At 67.7% G+C, this 15,588-nt stretch carries 14 protein-coding genes; 8 read left to right on the top strand and 6 right to left on the bottom strand.

What is annotated here, in order from left to right; translation table 11 throughout:
• Positions 1-17 precede the first annotated feature (17 nt).
• Together chrA and BM198_RS15285 are read right to left on the bottom strand one after the other, a co-directional pair.
• A complete protein-coding gene (chrA, locus tag BM198_RS15290) occupies positions 18-1,373 on the bottom strand; it encodes a chromate efflux transporter (protein ID WP_074971330.1) in 1,356 nt (451 codons plus the stop codon).
• A gap of 50 nt (positions 1,374-1,423) precedes the next feature.
• Positions 1,424-1,825 (bottom strand): hypothetical protein, encoded by a 402-nt coding sequence (locus BM198_RS15285; protein WP_044404095.1) that lies wholly within the window; start codon positions 1,823-1,825, stop codon positions 1,424-1,426.
• Positions 1,826-2,032: 207 nt separating this feature from the next.
• Here BM198_RS15285 and BM198_RS15280 point away from each other — a divergent pair, with 207 nt between their 5' ends.
• Positions 2,033-2,254 carry a hypothetical protein gene (locus BM198_RS15280; protein ID WP_044404098.1) on the top strand — a complete coding sequence of 74 codons (222 nt, stop codon included), beginning with the start codon at positions 2,033-2,035 and terminating at the stop codon, positions 2,252-2,254.
• A 33-nt stretch (positions 2,255-2,287) separates the two neighbouring features.
• On the opposite strand, the gene fusA is transcribed toward BM198_RS15280, so the two are convergent.
• Positions 2,288-4,390 (bottom strand): elongation factor G, encoded by a 2,103-nt coding sequence (gene fusA, locus BM198_RS15275; protein WP_074971046.1) that lies wholly within the window; start codon positions 4,388-4,390, stop codon positions 2,288-2,290.
• A 242-nt stretch (positions 4,391-4,632) separates the two neighbouring features.
• Between fusA and BM198_RS15270 the strand changes: the two genes are divergently transcribed.
• The 3 genes from BM198_RS15270 to acuI all read left to right on the top strand — a co-directional run bounded on the left by BM198_RS15270 (position 4,633) and on the right by acuI (position 7,017).
• Positions 4,633-5,280 carry a DsbA family oxidoreductase gene (locus BM198_RS15270; RefSeq protein WP_074971044.1) on the top strand — a complete coding sequence of 216 codons (648 nt, stop codon included), beginning with the start codon at positions 4,633-4,635 and terminating at the stop codon, positions 5,278-5,280.
• Between the two features lie 81 nt (positions 5,281-5,361).
• A complete protein-coding gene (gene acuR, locus BM198_RS15265) occupies positions 5,362-5,994 on the top strand; it encodes an acrylate utilization transcriptional regulator AcuR (RefSeq protein WP_074971042.1) in 633 nt (210 codons plus the stop codon).
• A gap of 39 nt (positions 5,995-6,033) precedes the next feature.
• The gene (gene acuI, locus BM198_RS15260) at positions 6,034-7,017 is read left to right on the top strand and encodes an acrylyl-CoA reductase (NADPH) (RefSeq protein ID WP_074971040.1); all 984 of its coding nucleotides are present in this window, start codon (positions 6,034-6,036) and stop codon (positions 7,015-7,017) included.
• Positions 7,018-7,330: 313 nt separating this feature from the next.
• On the opposite strand, the gene BM198_RS15255 is transcribed toward acuI, so the two are convergent.
• Entirely contained in the window at positions 7,331-7,558 is a 228-nt protein-coding gene (locus tag BM198_RS15255) for a hypothetical protein (RefSeq protein ID WP_044404113.1), read from the bottom strand.
• 572 nt (positions 7,559-8,130) lie between these two features.
• Positions 8,131-9,144, bottom strand: a complete 1,014-nt coding sequence (locus tag BM198_RS15250) for an AraC family transcriptional regulator (RefSeq protein ID WP_074971038.1) — start codon at positions 9,142-9,144, stop codon at positions 8,131-8,133.
• A gap of 314 nt (positions 9,145-9,458) precedes the next feature.
• Between BM198_RS15250 and antA the strand changes: the two genes are divergently transcribed.
• Genes antA through antC form a run of 3 tightly spaced genes read left to right on the top strand, consistent with a single transcriptional unit; the run spans position 9,459 to position 12,376 of the window.
• The gene (gene antA / locus BM198_RS15245; protein ID WP_074971036.1) at positions 9,459-10,853 is read left to right on the top strand and encodes an anthranilate 1,2-dioxygenase large subunit; all 1,395 of its coding nucleotides are present in this window, start codon (positions 9,459-9,461) and stop codon (positions 10,851-10,853) included.
• The gene (gene antB / locus BM198_RS15240; RefSeq protein ID WP_074971034.1) at positions 10,850-11,341 is read left to right on the top strand and encodes an anthranilate 1,2-dioxygenase small subunit; all 492 of its coding nucleotides are present in this window, start codon (positions 10,850-10,852) and stop codon (positions 11,339-11,341) included. The genes antA and antB overlap by 4 nt, the downstream gene beginning before the upstream one ends.
• A gap of 15 nt (positions 11,342-11,356) precedes the next feature.
• Positions 11,357-12,376, top strand: coding sequence for an anthranilate 1,2-dioxygenase electron transfer component AntC (gene antC, locus BM198_RS15235; RefSeq protein WP_074971032.1), 1,020 nt, complete (start codon positions 11,357-11,359; stop codon positions 12,374-12,376).
• A 4-nt stretch (positions 12,377-12,380) separates the two neighbouring features.
• On the opposite strand, the gene BM198_RS15230 is transcribed toward antC, so the two are convergent.
• Positions 12,381-12,824, bottom strand: coding sequence for a sn-glycerol-3-phosphate transporter (locus BM198_RS15230; protein WP_074971329.1), 444 nt, complete (start codon positions 12,822-12,824; stop codon positions 12,381-12,383).
• A gap of 370 nt (positions 12,825-13,194) precedes the next feature.
• Between BM198_RS15230 and BM198_RS15225 the strand changes: the two genes are divergently transcribed.
• Complete coding sequence (locus BM198_RS15225) at positions 13,195-15,576, top strand: autotransporter family protein (protein ID WP_074971030.1); 2,382 nt, start codon at positions 13,195-13,197, stop codon at positions 15,574-15,576.
• The last annotated feature ends 12 nt before the right edge of the window (positions 15,577-15,588 follow it).

Here is a 15,588-nt window from a genome sequence, read left to right as displayed (position 1 = left end):
GCCGCAGCCTGGACGGATCAGATCCCCGCCCACTGCAGCAACAGCCCGAGCCCACCGGCGCAGGCGAGCACTTCGATCACCCCACGCTGCCAGCGCAGCAGCGCCAGGGCGGCGAGCCCGGCCAGCACGGCCGAGGCCCAGTCGAAGTGCCCGCCGAACCCCGAGGGCCAGAACACGTGATAGCCGAAGAACAGCGCGAGGTCGAGGATCACCCCCACCAGGGCCGCGCTGATGGCCGTCAGCGGCGCGGTGAAGCGCAGCTCGCCATGGGTGGACTCCACCAGCGGCCCGCCGGCGAGGATGAACAGGAACGACGGCAGGAAGGTGAACCAGGTGACCAGCACGGCGGCGGCGGCGCCGGCGAGGAAGGCCTGCTCGGGGCCGAACACCTGCTGCGCATAGCCGCCGATGAAGGCGACGAAGGCCACCACCATGATCAGCGGGCCCGGCGTGCTCTCGCCGAGGGCCAGGCCGTCGATCATCTGGGTGGCGCTGACCCAGCCGTAGTGCTCGACCGCGCCCTGGAACACATAGGGCAGCACCGCGTAGGCGCCGCCGAACGTCAGCAGCGCGGCCTTGGTGAAGAACCAGCCCATCTGGGTGAAGGTGCCTTCGGGGCCGAAGGCCGCCAGCAGCAGCCCCATGGGCAGCGCCCACAACACCCCGCCCACCAGCAGCAGGACCGCCAGCCGACGCGGGTTGAAACGCGCGTGGGGTGGTGGAGGCGTGTCGTCGTCGATCAGGGCCGGCCCGTGGTGGGCCACGCTGCCGGCGTGGCCGCGCGGCTGGAAGCGCGAGGGCGCCAGGCGCCCGCCGATCCAGCCGGCCAGGCCGGCACCCAGCACCACCAGGGGGAACGGCGCATCCAGGGCGAACACGGCGAGGAAGGCGACCACGGCCAGCAGCTTGAGGCCCGGGTCATGCAGGGTGCGCGAGCCGATGCGCCAGGCGGCGTGCAGCACCAGCGCGGTGACGGCCGGTTTGATGCCCCGGAACACCCCGGCCACCAGGGGCTGCTCGCCATACACCAGGTAGGCCCAGGCCAGGCCGATCAGCAGCACCAGGGAAGGCAGCACGAACAGCACGCCTGCCAGCACGCCGCCGAGGGTGCGGTGCATCAGCCAGCCCAGGTAGGTGGCCAGCTGCTGGGCCTCCGGCCCGGGCAGGACCATGCAGTAGTTGAGGGCATGCAGGAAGCGCCGCTCGGAGAGCCAGCGCCGCCGCTCCACCAGCTCCTGGTGCATGATCGCGATCTGCCCGGCCGGCCCGCCGAAGCTGATGAAGCCGAGCCGCAGCCAGAACGGCAACGCCTCGCGCAGGCTGACGGCGGTGGGTGCGACGGGGGTCAGGGGCTCGGCAGGGGTGTCGGGCATGGTGCGGCTCGGCGGGTCTATGGGGGCAGTCTGCACGTCGGACATGACGCTCAGGCGTCACGCAGCAGGTCGTGGGCGTCCAGCAGGCGCCAGGCGATCTCGGGGCGCTGCTCCAGGGCCCGGCGAATGGCCGCCGGCACGGACTGGCGCACCTTGCGGCACAGGCCCGGCATGGGCTCCAGGCGGATGTCGAGGCCACGCATGCTGCGCACCTCGTTGTGGCCCGGGCCCAGGTGCAGGCGTACGCCCAGCAGGTCGAACAGGCGCTGCTGCATGTGGTGGAGGTCGTCCAGGTCCCGCAGCTGCTCCAGGCGCTCCAGCAGGCGCTTCTCTTCCATGCGGGTGAGGCGCAGGGCACGCAGGTCGGCCCCCGGCGTTTCCAGCAGGCGGTCACGGTCGCAGTCGCAGGTGCCCGGTGGGCAGGGGGCGCGCAGGGGGAAGGCGTCGTTCATGGGGCAGCAGCATAGCCAGCAGCCGGGCTTCCGCGCCATGCCGTCATGCAGGTTGCCCGGCCTTCGCAGGCCGCATCGTGCAGGCTGCACGAAACCTGGGGCGGCGCGCCTGCGGCAAGGCCGGCCGCACGGGCGTTGCCGCCCGTCGGGACGCTGGCACGGGCCCTGCATTGGCGGTCAGGTCCAAACACACCACGAGGAAGGACCATGTTCACCGCCATCAAGGACATCTACGACGCCTTTCCCGACCACAGCGTGGCCGTCACTCCGCGCCCCGACGGCAAGTGGCTGCTGTCGATGTGCCGCAACGACCGGCTGGAGCTGACCCGCGCCTTCGACGGCGAGGCGGTGTTCTGCAAACGCCGCATGCACGCGCTGATCCGCGACGTGGCGCTGGAGATGGCCAGCCTCGCCCGCCGCTCCGCCTGACACGGCGGGCCCGCTGGGGCCCGCCGGACCGGCTCAGGCATGCCCCTTGATGATGGCGTCGGCGATGTTGGCCGGCGCCTCGGCATAGCGGGAGAACTCCATGGAGTAGCTGGCCCGCCCCTGGGACATGGAACGCACCACGGTGGCGTAGCCGAACATCTCGCCCAACGGCACCTCGGCGCGGATCACCCGCCCCGCCGGCACTTCGTCCATGCCCTGGATGAGGCCGCGCCGGCGGTTGAGGTCGCCCATGATGTCGCCCATGTAGTCCTCGGGGGTGACCACCTCGACCTTCATGATCGGCTCCAGCAGCACCGCGCCGCCGTGCTGCGCCAGCTGCTTGGTGGCCATGGAGGCGGCGATCTTGAACGCCATCTCGTTGGAGTCGACGTCGTGGTAGGAGCCATCGAACACGGTGGCCTTGAGGCCGAGCAGCGGGTAGCCGGCCAGCACGCCGTTCTTCATCTGCTCCTCGATGCCCTTCTGGATGGCCGGGATGTATTCGCGGGGGATCACGCCGCCGACCACTTCGTTGTGGAATTCGAGGGTGTCCTTGCCCTCCTCGCCCGGCTCGAAGCGCACCCAGCAATGGCCGAACTGGCCGCGCCCGCCGGACTGGCGGACGAACTTGCCTTCGATCTCGCAGCGGTTGCGGATCTTCTCGCGGTAGGCGACCTGGGGCTTGCCGATGTTGGCCTCGACGTTGAACTCGCGCTTCATGCGGTCGATGAGGATGTCCAGGTGCAGCTCGCCCATGCCGGAGATGATGGTCTGCCCCGACTCCTCGTCCGAGCGCACGCGGAAGGACGGGTCCTCCTGGGCGAGCTTGCCGAGGGCGATGCCCATCTTCTCCTGGTCGGCCTTGGTCTTGGGCTCGACGGCGACTGAGATCACCGGCTCGGGGAAGTCCATGCGTTCGAGGATGATCGGCTTGTCGATGTCGCACAGGGTGTCGCCGGTGGTGACGTCCTTCATGCCGATCAGCGCGGCGATGTCGCCGGCCCGGCACTCCTTGATCTCTTCGCGGGTGTTGGCGTGCATCTGCACCATGCGGCCGACCCGCTCCTTCTTGCCCTTGACCGAGTTGAGCACCGAGTCGCCGGAGCTGAGCACGCCGGAGTAGACGCGGGTGAAGGTCAGGGTGCCGACGAAGGGGTCGGTGGCGATCTTGAAGGCCAGGGCGGAGAACGGTTCGTCGTCGGTGGCGTGGCGCTCGTCGTGGTGGTTCTCGTCGTCCGGGTGGGTGCCCTTGATGGCCGGGATCTCGGTGGGTGCCGGCAGGTAGTCGATGACCGCATCGAGCACCAGCGGCACGCCCTTGTTCTTGAAGGAGGAGCCCAGCACGGCGGGGACGATCTCGCAGGCGATGGTGCGCTGGCGCAGGCCGGCCTTGATCTCCTCCAGGCTCAGGGCTTCGCCTTCGAGGTACTTGTTCATCAGCGTCTCGTTGGCTTCGGCAGCAGCCTCCACCAGCTTCTCCCGCCAGGACTCGGCCTCGGCGAGCAGGGCCTCGGGGATCGCCTCCTCGCGGAAGCTGGTGCCCTGGTCGGCGTCGTTCCAGTAGATGGCCTTCATCTTCAGCAGGTCGATCTGGCCCTCGAAGTTCTCCTCGGCACCGATGGGCAGCTGAATGGGCACCGGGGTGTGGCCGAGGCGCTGGCGGATCTGCCCGACCACCCAGAGGAAGTTGGCGCCGGCGCGGTCCATCTTGTTGACGTAGGCGATGCGCGGCACGCCGTACTTGTTGGCCTGGCGCCAGACCGTCTCGGATTGCGGCTCGACGCCGTCGGCGCCGCTGAACACCACCACGGCGCCGTCCAGCACCCGCAAGGAGCGTTCGACTTCGATGGTGAAGTCGACGTGGCCGGGGGTGTCGATGATGTTGAAGCGGTGCTTGTCGTACTGCTTGGCCGAGCCGGACCAGAAGGCGGTGGTGGCGGCGGATGTGATGGTGATGCCGCGCTCCTGCTCCTGCACCATCCAGTCCATGGTGGCGGCGCCGTCGTGCACCTCGCCCATCTTGTGGTTGACCCCGGTGTAGAACAGGATCCGCTCGGTGGTGGTGGTCTTGCCGGCATCCACATGGGCCACGATGCCGATGTTGCGGTAACGGTCGATGGATGTGGCGCGGGCCATGGCTCACCTCGTGATGGTCGGGATGGGTTCGGGACGGGAACGGCACGGCCGCTCGAGGACGCGAGCGGCGAAGCAGCCGGGATGGATTAGCAAGCATGGTTGAAGATGCCGCCGACGCAAGCCGCCAAGCGGCACCCGCCCGCTGTTTTTTTACTGCCTGCCGATGACAGCCGTGCGATACGTCGCGGTACGGGCTTTCGAGGCATAGACTGGGCGCCTTTCATCTTTCACGGAGCATGCCCATGAGCAAGGCCATCCACATCGACTTCGTATCCGACGTGGTCTGCCCCTGGTGCGCGGTGGGGCTGGGCGCGCTGCAGCAGGCCATCGCCAACCTTGGCGACGAGGTGGCGGTCACGCTCGCCTTCAAGCCCTTCGAGCTGAACCCCGACATGCCGCCGGAAGGCCAGGACATCGTCGAACACATCCAGCAGAAGTACGGCAGCACGCCGGAGCAGGTGGCGGCCAACCGCGAGCACATCCGCCAGCGCGGCGCCGAGGTGGGCTTCCGCTTCGACATGCAGGCGCGCGGGCGCATCTACAACACCTTCGACGCCCACCGCCTGCTGCACTGGGCCGGGCTGGAAGGCCGCCAGCTGGCGCTCAAGCAGGGCCTGCTGGCCGCCTACTTCAGCGAGGGGCGCAATCCCAGCGACCGCGCGGTGCTGGTGGAGGTGGCCGCAGCCGCCGGGCTGGATGCCGGGGCGGCACGGGAGGTGCTGGAGTCCGGCCGCTTCGCCGAGGAGGTGCGCGAGGAGGAACACTTCTACACGAGCCACGGCATCCGCTCGGTGCCGTCGGTGATCCTCAACGGCCGCCACCTGATCAGCGGTGGCCAGCCGGCGGAGTATTTCGAGCAGGCGATCCGCCAGCTCGTCGCTGCCGGATAAGGGGTGCGGCGCGAGGCGGGTGCGGGCGATGCGGCGCACCCGCCATTGATTTTCTAGACAGTCGGTCTAATATCCCCCGCCATGACCGATTCCACACCCACGCCCCGTCGCGGCCGACCACCCAAGGTCAATCGCGACAACCCCGACACCCGCGACGCCCTGGTGCGTTGCGGCACCGAAATCCTCACCGAGCAGGGCTTCCTCAGCACCGGCATCGATGCGGTGCTGAGCCGCGTCGGCGTGCCCAAGGGCTCGTTCTACCACTACTTCCAGAGCAAGGAAGACTTCGGCCACGCGGTGCTAGCGAACTATGCCGACTACTTCGCGCGCAAGCTGGACCGCTGCCTGCTGGACGCGTCGCGCCCACCGCTGGCGCGCATCGCCGCCTTCGTCGAGGACGCCAAGGCCGGCATGCAACGCTTCGATTACCGCCGGGGCTGCCTGGTGGGCAACCTGGGCCAGGAGGTGACCCAGCTGCCGGAGGCCTTCCGCGAATCCCTGGAGGCCATCCTGCTCAGCTGGCAGCAGCGCCTGGCGCTGTGCCTGGAGGCCGCCAAGGCCGAAGGCGAGCTGGCTCCGGAGGCGGATTGCGCGCACTGGGCCGCGTTCTTCTGGATCGGCTGGGAAGGCGCCGTGCTGCGCGCCCGGCTGGTGCGCGGCAATGCGCCGCTGGACTGCTTCATCCAAGGATTTCTCGCCGGGCTGCCGCGCTAGCCCGTCCCTTTCCCTAGGTTCCGCACGAGGAGACACCCGATGTTCAAAGGCATCCTGATCGACAAGGACGATACCGGCTACCGCGCCACGCTGGCGGAGCTGGACGAGGCGCAACTGCCTGCGGGCGAGGTCACCGTGAAGGTCGACTACAGCACCCTGAACTACAAGGACGGCCTGGCCATCACCGGCAAAAGCCCGGTGGTGCGCAGCTTCCCCATGGTCGCCGGCATCGACCTGGCCGGCACCGTGGAGGCCAGCGACAGCCCCGTTTTCAAGGCCGGTGACAAGGTGTTGCTCAATGGCTGGGGCGTGGGCGAAACGCACTGGGGCGGCCTGGCTCAGAAGGCGCGCCTCAAGGCCGACTGGCTGATCCCGCTGCCGGCCGGCTTCACCCCGCGCCAGGCGATGGCCATCGGCACCGCCGGCTACACCGCGATGCTCTCGGTGCTGGCCCTGGAGCGCAACGGCGTGACCCCGGACAAGGGCCAGGTGCTGGTGACCGGCGCCAACGGGGGCGTCGGCAGCTTCGCCATCGCCCTGCTCGCCCGCCTCGGCTACCAGGTGGCGGCCTCCACCGGCCGACCACAGGAAGCGGACTACCTCAAGCGCCTGGGTGCCAGCGAGATCATCGACCGCGCCAGCCTCGCCGAACCCGGTCGCCCGCTGGGCAAGGAGCGCTGGGCCGGCGCCATCGACTCGGTCGGCAGCCACACCCTGGCCAACGTCTGCGCCGGCATCCGCTATGGCGGCGCGGTCGCGGCCTGCGGCCTGGCCCAGGGCATGGATTTTCCCGCCAGCGTCGCGCCCTTCATCCTGCGTGGAGTGACCCTGGCCGGCATCGACAGCGTGATGCGCCCGAAGGCCGATCGTATCGAGGCCTGGGAGCGCCTGGCCCGTGACCTGGACCTGGCGCTGCTGGACGCGATCACCCGCGAGATCAGCCTGGAGGAAGCCCTGCCGGTCGCCCGCGAGCTGCTGGACGGCCAGGTACGCGGGCGTGTGGTGGTGGACGTCAACCGCTGAGGGGACGGCGATAAGCGCAGCCGATAGTCACTATTACCTAAGGTGATTTCCCGCCACGGGAGCCGGTGACTATCCTGCCACCCATCGACTCGCCGGCAGCCCTGCTGCCACCCGCCCCTGCTGGTGGCGGTCGCGAACCGATCGTGTATTGCTCCTAGCTCCTCCCATGGCCATCCCCCTTGGCCATCCATGCAGCCCGCCCCCCGGGCTGCTTTTTTTCGTCTGGCGAAAAGCCCGCCCTGCTTCGTCTCCACATTTCAACGGGCATGAAAAAGCCCCGCTTGTGCGGGGCTTTGGGTAACGCCGACTCGCCTCAGGCGGTCAGCGCACGCTGGGCGCGGTCGATCACCTGCTGCAGCTGGCTGGAGTCACGGTAGTGCTCCGGGTAGAGGCGCTGGCTGTGGCAGGCAACACCGTACTCGCTGACGATGGTGAAGCTGAAGCCGCCCTTGCGGGACGGGGCGGTGATCTGGCACTGCAGCGGAGCGAATGCGCGGGTCAGGGTGGTGATGGCGTCTTTGGCCTGATGATGAATGGTCATGTTGTTATGTCCTGCATACAAGCGGCATGGCCGCGTAATAAAACTCCGAATCCGCCGCCCAAATGGGCGCAACGGATGATCCTTATCGGAGTGAATGAGTCGGCATTTGGTTCCACCCACGATAGGTGAGCCGACGAAGTACTTCGGGTGCCAGGTTGTAGCCGCGGCAAGGTTCTGGGCCGGCGGCTGTCCTGATCAGACTTCTGGATGGCTGGCCAGGAACGCGGGAACGCCATTGGGCGGGAAGTTGCGTTCAGGTGACCATCAAGGAGACCGGTGCCGTGGTGCGCGGGGACGTCGCGGAGTACAGCTGACCGGACTGACTTACAGCTAGGTACTAGGCGGCGGATCATACGGCATGCTCCGAAGCTTGGCTAGGCCCGGGGGCCCGGGTTTGTTTCCTGATCTTTCCTTTCAACGTTGACGAGGGCCAAGGATCAAGCCTTTCGCCGTCTGTCGCCATGGGACGGGTCCTAATGGTGGCAGCGTCCGGGCCATGGTCGTCCGCCGCCCGTGACAGGTTGATGACGACCGGGTGACGACTCGAATTAAGCGGACGGACGGCCGCTCGCTCAGCAGGAAGCGTCCCGCTGCGCCGCCAGGCGCTGGAGGGTGGCGCTGGGCGGCTCGCCGAAGAGCTTGCGGTACTCGCAGGAGAAACGCCCCAGGTGGGTGAAGCCCCAGGCCATGGCGATGGCCGAGACGTTGCGCGGGCTGTGGTCGTCCAGCAGCGCCTGGCGCACCGCCAGCAGCCGATGGCGCTTGAGAAAGGCCATGGGTGACACCCCGAAGTGCCGGCGGAACCCCTCGAACAGCTTGAAGCGCGATACGCCGGCAGCGCGCTCGATGTCTTCCAGGCAGAGGTTCTCCCGGGCGTGGGTGCGCATGAAGTCCCGCGCCCGGACCAGGTAATGCGGCAGCTGCGGGGCCTGGCGCGCCTGCAGCTCGTCGCTGTAGCTGTTCGGCTGGGCCAGCAGCAGCCCCTTGATGAAGGCGCTCTCCAGGTCCCGGGAGAACAGCCCCTGGCCGTAGAGGGCCGCACCCCGTGCCAGCTCATCAGTGAGATGGCGGGCCATGCGCCACCAGGCACCCGTCGCCCCGTCGACCGCGTCCATCTGCGGTTCGAAGTGCAGGGGCTGGACGACGTTGCGCTCCAGCAACGCCTCCAGCACCTCCACCAGCGCCCGTCGCGGGATGGCCACCTGCAGCTTGCGGCAGTTGCCGGCGATGGTCAGCCGCTGGCTCTGGTCGGGCGACAGCACCAGGCCCAGCCCGGGGTCGGAGCGCAGGCGACGGCCGGCGAGGTCCAGCTCCTGCTCGCCGCCCAGGGGCAGGCTGAGGCTGTAGCAGTCGAGGGTGGCCTCCTCGCCGACACCGATGGTGACGTCGGTGCCGTACTCCACATGGCCCAGGGTGATGGCGCTGGTGGGCAGGACATTGCCACTGTGGTGGAAGCGGATGCGCTCCGGGCGCGCGGCGTCCAGTCGGTGCGGCCCGCAGATGGCCGCCATCCAGGCACGGGCGCCCGCCAGGTCGAAACGATCGGCGAGCAGGCCCCGGCAACGAGGGGATTCGTTCAGGTTCATCACGCGGCACCCATGAGGGTTTATGGAAGCGCGCTCTGGCGGCGCATTGCCAGGATCAAGGCAAGCACCATGCCACGGCCGTCCCACAGGCCGGAATCGAATCTTTGGGACAGGCTTCTTCAACTTTCCGGATAGACAAAACGGACGGGCACCCTACCCCACCGCATGAAGCGTTACCCCGAGGCTCCCGAGCGTTACCCCACGCCCCGCCGAAGTACGGATTTTCCGGCGAGTGTTCGCCCACTAAGCGGATAGACCCCCGCCCCACCCGCGCCCCCTAATGCGCTCCACCGAATCACCGCCTGGAGTCCCCCATGCCCACCACGACAAGAAGCCTCGACGACTGGAAGGCCTACATCACCGGCTGCCTGGACTTCCGCCCGCACGACGGCGTATTCCGCATCGCCCGGGACATGTTCACCGAGCCGGCGCTGTTCGAACTGGAGATGGAGCTGATCTTCGAGCGCAACTGGATCTACGCCTGCCACGAGAGCGAGATCGCCAACGCCAACGACTTCATCACCCTGCAGGCCGGCCGCCAGCCACTGATCGTCACCCGCGACGCCAGCGGGCAGCTGCACGCCCTGGTCAACGCCTGCCAGCACCGCGGCGCCACCCTCACCCGTGTCGGCAAGGGCAACCAGTCCGCCTTCACCTGCCCCTTCCACGCCTGGTGCTACAAGAACGACGGCCGGCTGCTGAAGGTGAAGGCCCCCGGCGAATATTCCGAATGCTTCGACAAGGCCACCCGCGGCCTGCGCAAGGCCCGTATCGAGAGCTACAAGGGCTTCGTCTTCGTCAGCCTCGACATCCACGGCAGCGACCGCCTGGAGGACTTCCTCGGCGATGCGCGGGTGTTCTTCGACATGATGGTGGCCCAGTCCCCCACCGGTGAACTGGAGGTGCTGCCCGGCCGTTCCAGCTACACCTTCGACGGCAATTGGAAGCTGCAGAACGAGAACGGCCTCGACGGCTACCACGTGAGCACCGTGCACTACAACTACGTGGCCACCGTGCAGCACCGCCAGCAGGTGGACGCCGCACAAGGGACCGCCAGCGCCACCCTCGACTACAGCAAGCTCGGCGCCGGCGACGCCGAGACCGACGACGGCTGGTTCTCCTTCCACAACGGCCACAGCGTGCTGTTCAGCGACATGCCCAACCCCAGCGTGCGCCCCGGCTACGCCAGCGTGATGCCACGCCTGGTGGAGGCCTACGGCCAGGCCAAGGCCGAGTGGATGATGCACCGCCTGCGCAACCTGAACATCTACCCCAGCCTGTTCTTCATGGACCAGATCAGCTCCCAGTTGCGCATCGTGCGGCCGCTGGCCTGGAACAAGACCGAGATCATCAGCCAGTGCATCGGCGTCAAGGGCGAGTCGGACGCCGACCGCGAGAGCCGCATCCGACAGTTCGAAGACTTCTTCAACGTCTCCGGCATGGGCACCCCCGACGACCTGGTGGAGTTCCGCGAACAGCAGCGTGGTTTCCAGGGGCGCCTGGAACGCTGGAGCGACATCTCCCGCGGGCACCCGCGCTGGGCCACCGGCGCCACCCGCAACAGCGAGATCCTCGGCATCGCCCCGCTGATGACCGGTGTGGAGTGCACCCACGAAGGCCTCTACGTCAACCAGCACCGCCACTGGCAGCGCTTCCTCCTCGACGGGCTGGAACGCAAGGCCCTGCAACCCAAGGAGGTGACCGAATGAACGCGCCGCTGCAGCACCGGATCGAGCAATTCCTCTACCGCACCTGCGAGTTGTGCGACGCCCAGGACTGGGACGCCTACCTCGCGCTGTTCGACGAGCAGTGCGAGTTCCACCTGCCGCAATGGGACTCGGAGCACGTCTACACCCGCGACCCCAAGCGCGAGATGTCGCTGATCTACTACGCCAGCCGCGCCGGCCTGGAAGACCGGGTGTTCCGCATCCGCACCGGCAAGGCCGCATCCACCGTGCCCATGCCCCGCACCCTGCACAGCATCACCAACGTGCGCATTGCCGAGCAGGCCGATGGCCAACTGGAGGTGCGCGCCAACTGGCACACCCTGTTCCATCGCCTGGGCGAGAGCGGGCAGTTCTTCGGCCACGTCACCTACCGGCTCAAGCCCCATGGCGACAGCTGGCTGATCACCCGCAAGCACATCCTGTTGCTGAACGACCGGATCAATGCCGTGCTCGACTTCTATCACCTCTGAACCGGACCCACGCCCATGGATCACAAGGTCGCCCTCAGCTTCGCCGACGGCACAACCCAGTTCCTCACCGTGCAGGGCAACGAGCGCCTGCTGGACGCCGCCCTGCGCCACGGCCTCAACATCCCTCTCGACTGCCGCGAAGGCGTCTGCGGCACCTGCAGGGGCCAATGCGAATCTGGCCAGTACAGCCTCGACTACGCCGATGAGGAAGCGCTGTCGGCGGACGAAGTGGCCCGCCGCTACATCCTGGCCTGCCAGACGCGGGTGCAGTCCGACGCCACCTTCCGCTTCGATTTCGACTCCAGCCTGTGCAACGCCGCACCGCTGGTGCACCGCAACGCCCGGGTCACCGCCCTGCAGCAGGTCTCGTCCGCAGCGGCGATCCTGGAAGTCGAGGCGGACGGTGCCCCGCTGGACTACCTCCCCGGGCAGTACGCCCGGCTCCAGGTGCCCGGCACCGAGGCTCACCGGGCCTACTCCTTCGCCAACCGCCCCAACCCGGGCAATCGCCTGCAGTTCCTCATCCGCCTGCTGCCCCAGGGGGTGATGAGCGACTACCTGCGCGAACGCTGCCAGGTGGGCGACACCCTGCAACTGGAAGCGCCGCTGGGGGCTTTCTACCTGCGCCAGGTGGAGCGTCCGATAGTCATGGCCGCTGGTGGGACGGGGCTATCGGCCTTCCTCGGCATGCTCGACACCCTGGCCGAACAGGGCTGCCAGCAGCCCATCCACCTGCTGCACGGCGTCCGCCAGGCGGCGGATCTCTGCGAACAGGCGCGGATCGAAGGGTATGCCGAGCGGCTGCCGGGCTTTCGCTTCACCCCGGTGGTCAGCGAACCCGGCGATGCCGACTGGAGCGGCGCGCGGGGCTACGTGCCCGAACACCTGGACGCCGATGCGCTGCGGGAACAGGCCTGCGACCTCTATGTGTGCGGGCCACCGCCTATGGTCGACGCGGTCAAGACTTGGCTGGAGTCCAACGCACTGGGCCAGACCCGGCTGTACCTGGAGAAATTCCTCGACAGTGGCACCTGAGCCGCTAGAGGTAGACCCCGAGGTTCACCATCATCGCCGAGTTGCCCAGCAGCACCAGCTCCCCACCCACCGGGCCCAGGCGGGCCCCGAGGGACGGGATCAGCACCGGCGCCACGCCGAAGCGGTTGAGCGGGATCTTGTCGCGGTACTCGCCGCGGTAACCCTGCAGCAGCCCGCCGGTCACCTTCAGGTAGACCGGCGCCACGTCACTGTCGAAACGCTTGCCCACGTAGGCGTACTGGCTGCGCTGGCGAAACGAGTTACGGAAGGTCGCCCCACCCGCCACCACACCGTCATCGGCCTGGTATTCCAGGCCGATGAGGTTCTGGTGGTTGTTGTGTTCGGGGTCCGGATGGAAGTGCCGGGTGTAGACGCTGGTCTGCAGGTACCAGGCCTCCTCGGCCGCCACCGGCAGGGCCAGCAGCAGCGACAGGCAGAGCGAAGACAGGAGTCCGCGACGGATCATGACGTTCAGGACCTCGGGTCAGGTGAAAGGCCCGACAGCCTGCCTGAACGAAGCTGAACGAGCCCTGTCCAGCGGTGTCTTCATGCGGCGGGCTCGCTCAGGGATGTCCGATCCTGCCGCCTGGATGAAGGCGCCGGTTCCGCACAAGTACCCAGTCGATAACCGCTGCAGAGCGAACGGCGAAGAGTCACGTTGAAAGCAACGACCTCGGCACCCAGCGGGCCGGGGCCAAGCGCTTTTGCGACCCCACGCACGAAACGCTATCACTGTGCCTTCACGGTTCTTGACCCTTTCGGCAGGTCCCCTTAGGCTCGCCGCCCTTCAAATGACCACCCAGACAAGGATGCCTGACATGATGCACCCGCTTGCCCGTCGCCATCACCTCGCACTTGCCATCACCCTTGCCACCCTGGCTCAGGCGGCAAAGGCCGATACCTTCGACATCACCAACACAGCACCAGCCACCCTCTCAGGCACCTACAACGGACTGACCCTGACCGGCAGTGTCAATGCCAATCGGGAGTCGCTGATCTTCATTACTGGCCAAGTCAATGGCGACCTGGTCAATAACGCGGACATGACCATTGACGGATCGTCGATACCCAATGTCGAGGGCGCCCTCTATCTGGAGCAAGGCGGTCGGGTAAGTGGAAACATGGTCAACAACGGCAAATTGATCAGCCGCGACGTTACCGACGTCAATGTCTACCTGGCAGGCCCCATTGGCGGCAGCTTTATCAACAATGGCCTGATCGAGAGCAACGATAACCGCTACTCCGACTCCGCCAATCTCGCGGTCCACAACGCCGTGATCTCCGGCGATCTGATCAACGCAGGCACCCTGCGCGCCACTGGCAGTAACGCGATCGCCCTTGAACTGGAATACAGCACCGTACGCCAGGTGGACAACCAGGGCACGATCTTCGTCCAAGGCACCAATGCAACCGCGCTGTCGATCAGCACCGGCGTGACCCTCGGTCAACGCAACCTGCTCAACCACGGCACCCTCGAAGCACGGGGTACCGGCGCAACCGCCGCGCGCATCATCGATGACCGCTGGCTGACCAACTACGGCAGCGTGCTCTCGGATGATGTGGCCGTGGATATCAGCACCGTGCGCGAGAGCACCTATGCCCAGATGAGCGGCCTCACCAGCGGCGTGGTGGCGGTCAAGGGCCAAGGCGACAACTACATGTGGCTGGAGGGGGGCGAGATCCGTGGCGATATCACCGGCATGCGCCTGATAGAAGTCGGAGGAGCCGGCGTCACCCTGGACAGTGCCCTCATCAACTCGCGCTACCTGGACGTGGAGAGCGGCACCCTCACCCTGCTGCACCCAGGCACCGTCCTGAACGGTGACTTCGAAACGGCCAGCGCCGACCTCAACCTTGTACTCAGCAATGCCACCGACCCGAACACGCCCTTCTTCCGGGTCAATGGACTGGTGGGAATCGATTACAGCCAGGGCAGCCGAGTCCTGATCACCCCCAAACCCAACGACTTCAGCCTGAGCGGCCCGCGCACCTACCAGTTGATCAGCGCCAACACCTGGATCAATACCCCCTACGCCCCGCAAAGCACTTCCGGCCTGCTGCGCGTCCTCAGCCACAGCTTCGATGGCCAGGTGCTCAGTGCCGAGGTGGAAACCCTCAGCGGCAGCGCCGCCGCCAGCCTGGTAGCCAACCAGGGCGCCTCGCGCCGCGCCCAGCGCGCCCTGGCGAGCTTCTCCGCGCAGATGCCGGCCCTGGCCGCCGATGACCCAGTGTTCCTCAGCCTGGCCGCTGCCGATGCAGCCCGCACCGCCGAGATCGCCGAGCAGCTGGCCCCTGAATCCAACGGTGCCAATGCCCTCGCCCCCATCGCCGGCCTGCGCCTTCTGGAGAGCGCCACCCAGCAGCGCCACGAACCGGCCGGCGACCCGGCACGCGGCCCCCGCGCCTGGGTCAGCCTGCTGGACAACCGTGGGCACACCGGCGAGCGCGACGGTGCCCGTGGCTTCGACCAGGACACCCAGGGCATCGCCCTCGGCCTGGAACAGGCCTTCGGTGACCAAGGCCTGGCAGGCATCGCCTACAGCCACTACCAGGGCAACAGCGACAGCCACACCGGTAACAAGCTGGACACCAAGGGCCACCTGGTCAGCCTCTACGCCCACCAGGGCTGGGGCCCCTACTTCGTGGATGGCAGCCTGTCCATGGGCTGGTTCGAGCACGACAGCCGTCGCTACATCACCGGCACCCGCGCCTCCGGCGACCAGGACGGCCAGCAGTACGGCGCCAGCCTGATCGGCGGCTACCGCCTGGAGCTGGACAGCCTGCTGGTGGAGCCCCGCCTCGGCATGCGCTACACCCGCGTGGAGCTGGACGGCTACCGCGAGCGCGGTTCCTCCGCCGCGCTGAAGGTGGAAAGCTCCCGCTATGAAAGCGGCGAAGTCGGCGCCGGCCTGCGGGTGGCCGGCCTGTTCCCCCTGGCCAGCGGCCGCCTCACCCCGGAGGCCTCGCTGATGGCCTGGCACGACGGCATCGGTGACCGCAGCGATACCCAGGCGCGCTTCCTGGTGGGTGGCGAAACCTTCACCACCCCGGGCGTCCGCCAGGGCCGCGACACCCTCGAAGCCCGCCTCGGCGTGCGCTACGACCTGGGCGACCTGACCCTCGGTGCCGGCTTCAGCCGCACCCAGCGCAGCGACGCGCAGTGGAACAGCGCCGGCCTCACCGCAGCCCTCGCCTTCTGACCCAACGGCCCG

This window comes from Metapseudomonas otitidis, assembly GCF_900111835.1.
Classification (GTDB): Bacteria; Pseudomonadota; Gammaproteobacteria; order Pseudomonadales; family Pseudomonadaceae; genus Metapseudomonas; species Metapseudomonas otitidis.
This window is presented reverse-complemented; position numbering and strand designations above follow the sequence as displayed.

Bases quoted from the DNA above. Each gene is read 5' to 3' on its own strand.
- chrA (WP_074971330.1), bottom strand. From the start codon at position 1,373: ATGCCCGACACCCCTGCCGAGCCCCTGACCCCCGTCGCACCCACCGCC.
- BM198_RS15280 (WP_044404098.1), top strand. From the start codon at position 2,033: ATGTTCACCGCCATCAAGGACATCTACGACGCCTTTCCCGACCACAGC.
- acuI (WP_074971040.1), top strand. From the start codon at position 6,034: ATGTTCAAAGGCATCCTGATCGACAAGGACGATACCGGCTACCGCGCC.
- antA (WP_074971036.1), top strand. From the start codon at position 9,459: ATGCCCACCACGACAAGAAGCCTCGACGACTGGAAGGCCTACATCACC.
- fusA (WP_074971046.1), bottom strand. From the start codon at position 4,390: ATGGCCCGCGCCACATCCATCGACCGTTACCGCAACATCGGCATCGTG.
- BM198_RS15285 (WP_044404095.1), bottom strand. From the start codon at position 1,825: ATGAACGACGCCTTCCCCCTGCGCGCCCCCTGCCCACCGGGCACCTGC.
- BM198_RS15250 (WP_074971038.1), bottom strand. From the start codon at position 9,144: ATGAACCTGAACGAATCCCCTCGTTGCCGGGGCCTGCTCGCCGATCGT.
- BM198_RS15270 (WP_074971044.1), top strand. From the start codon at position 4,633: ATGAGCAAGGCCATCCACATCGACTTCGTATCCGACGTGGTCTGCCCC.
- BM198_RS15255 (WP_044404113.1), bottom strand. From the start codon at position 7,558: ATGACCATTCATCATCAGGCCAAAGACGCCATCACCACCCTGACCCGC.
- acuR (WP_074971042.1), top strand. From the start codon at position 5,362: ATGACCGATTCCACACCCACGCCCCGTCGCGGCCGACCACCCAAGGTC.
- antB (WP_074971034.1), top strand. From the start codon at position 10,850: ATGAACGCGCCGCTGCAGCACCGGATCGAGCAATTCCTCTACCGCACC.
- BM198_RS15225 (WP_074971030.1), top strand. From the start codon at position 13,195: ATGATGCACCCGCTTGCCCGTCGCCATCACCTCGCACTTGCCATCACC.
- antC (WP_074971032.1), top strand. From the start codon at position 11,357: ATGGATCACAAGGTCGCCCTCAGCTTCGCCGACGGCACAACCCAGTTC.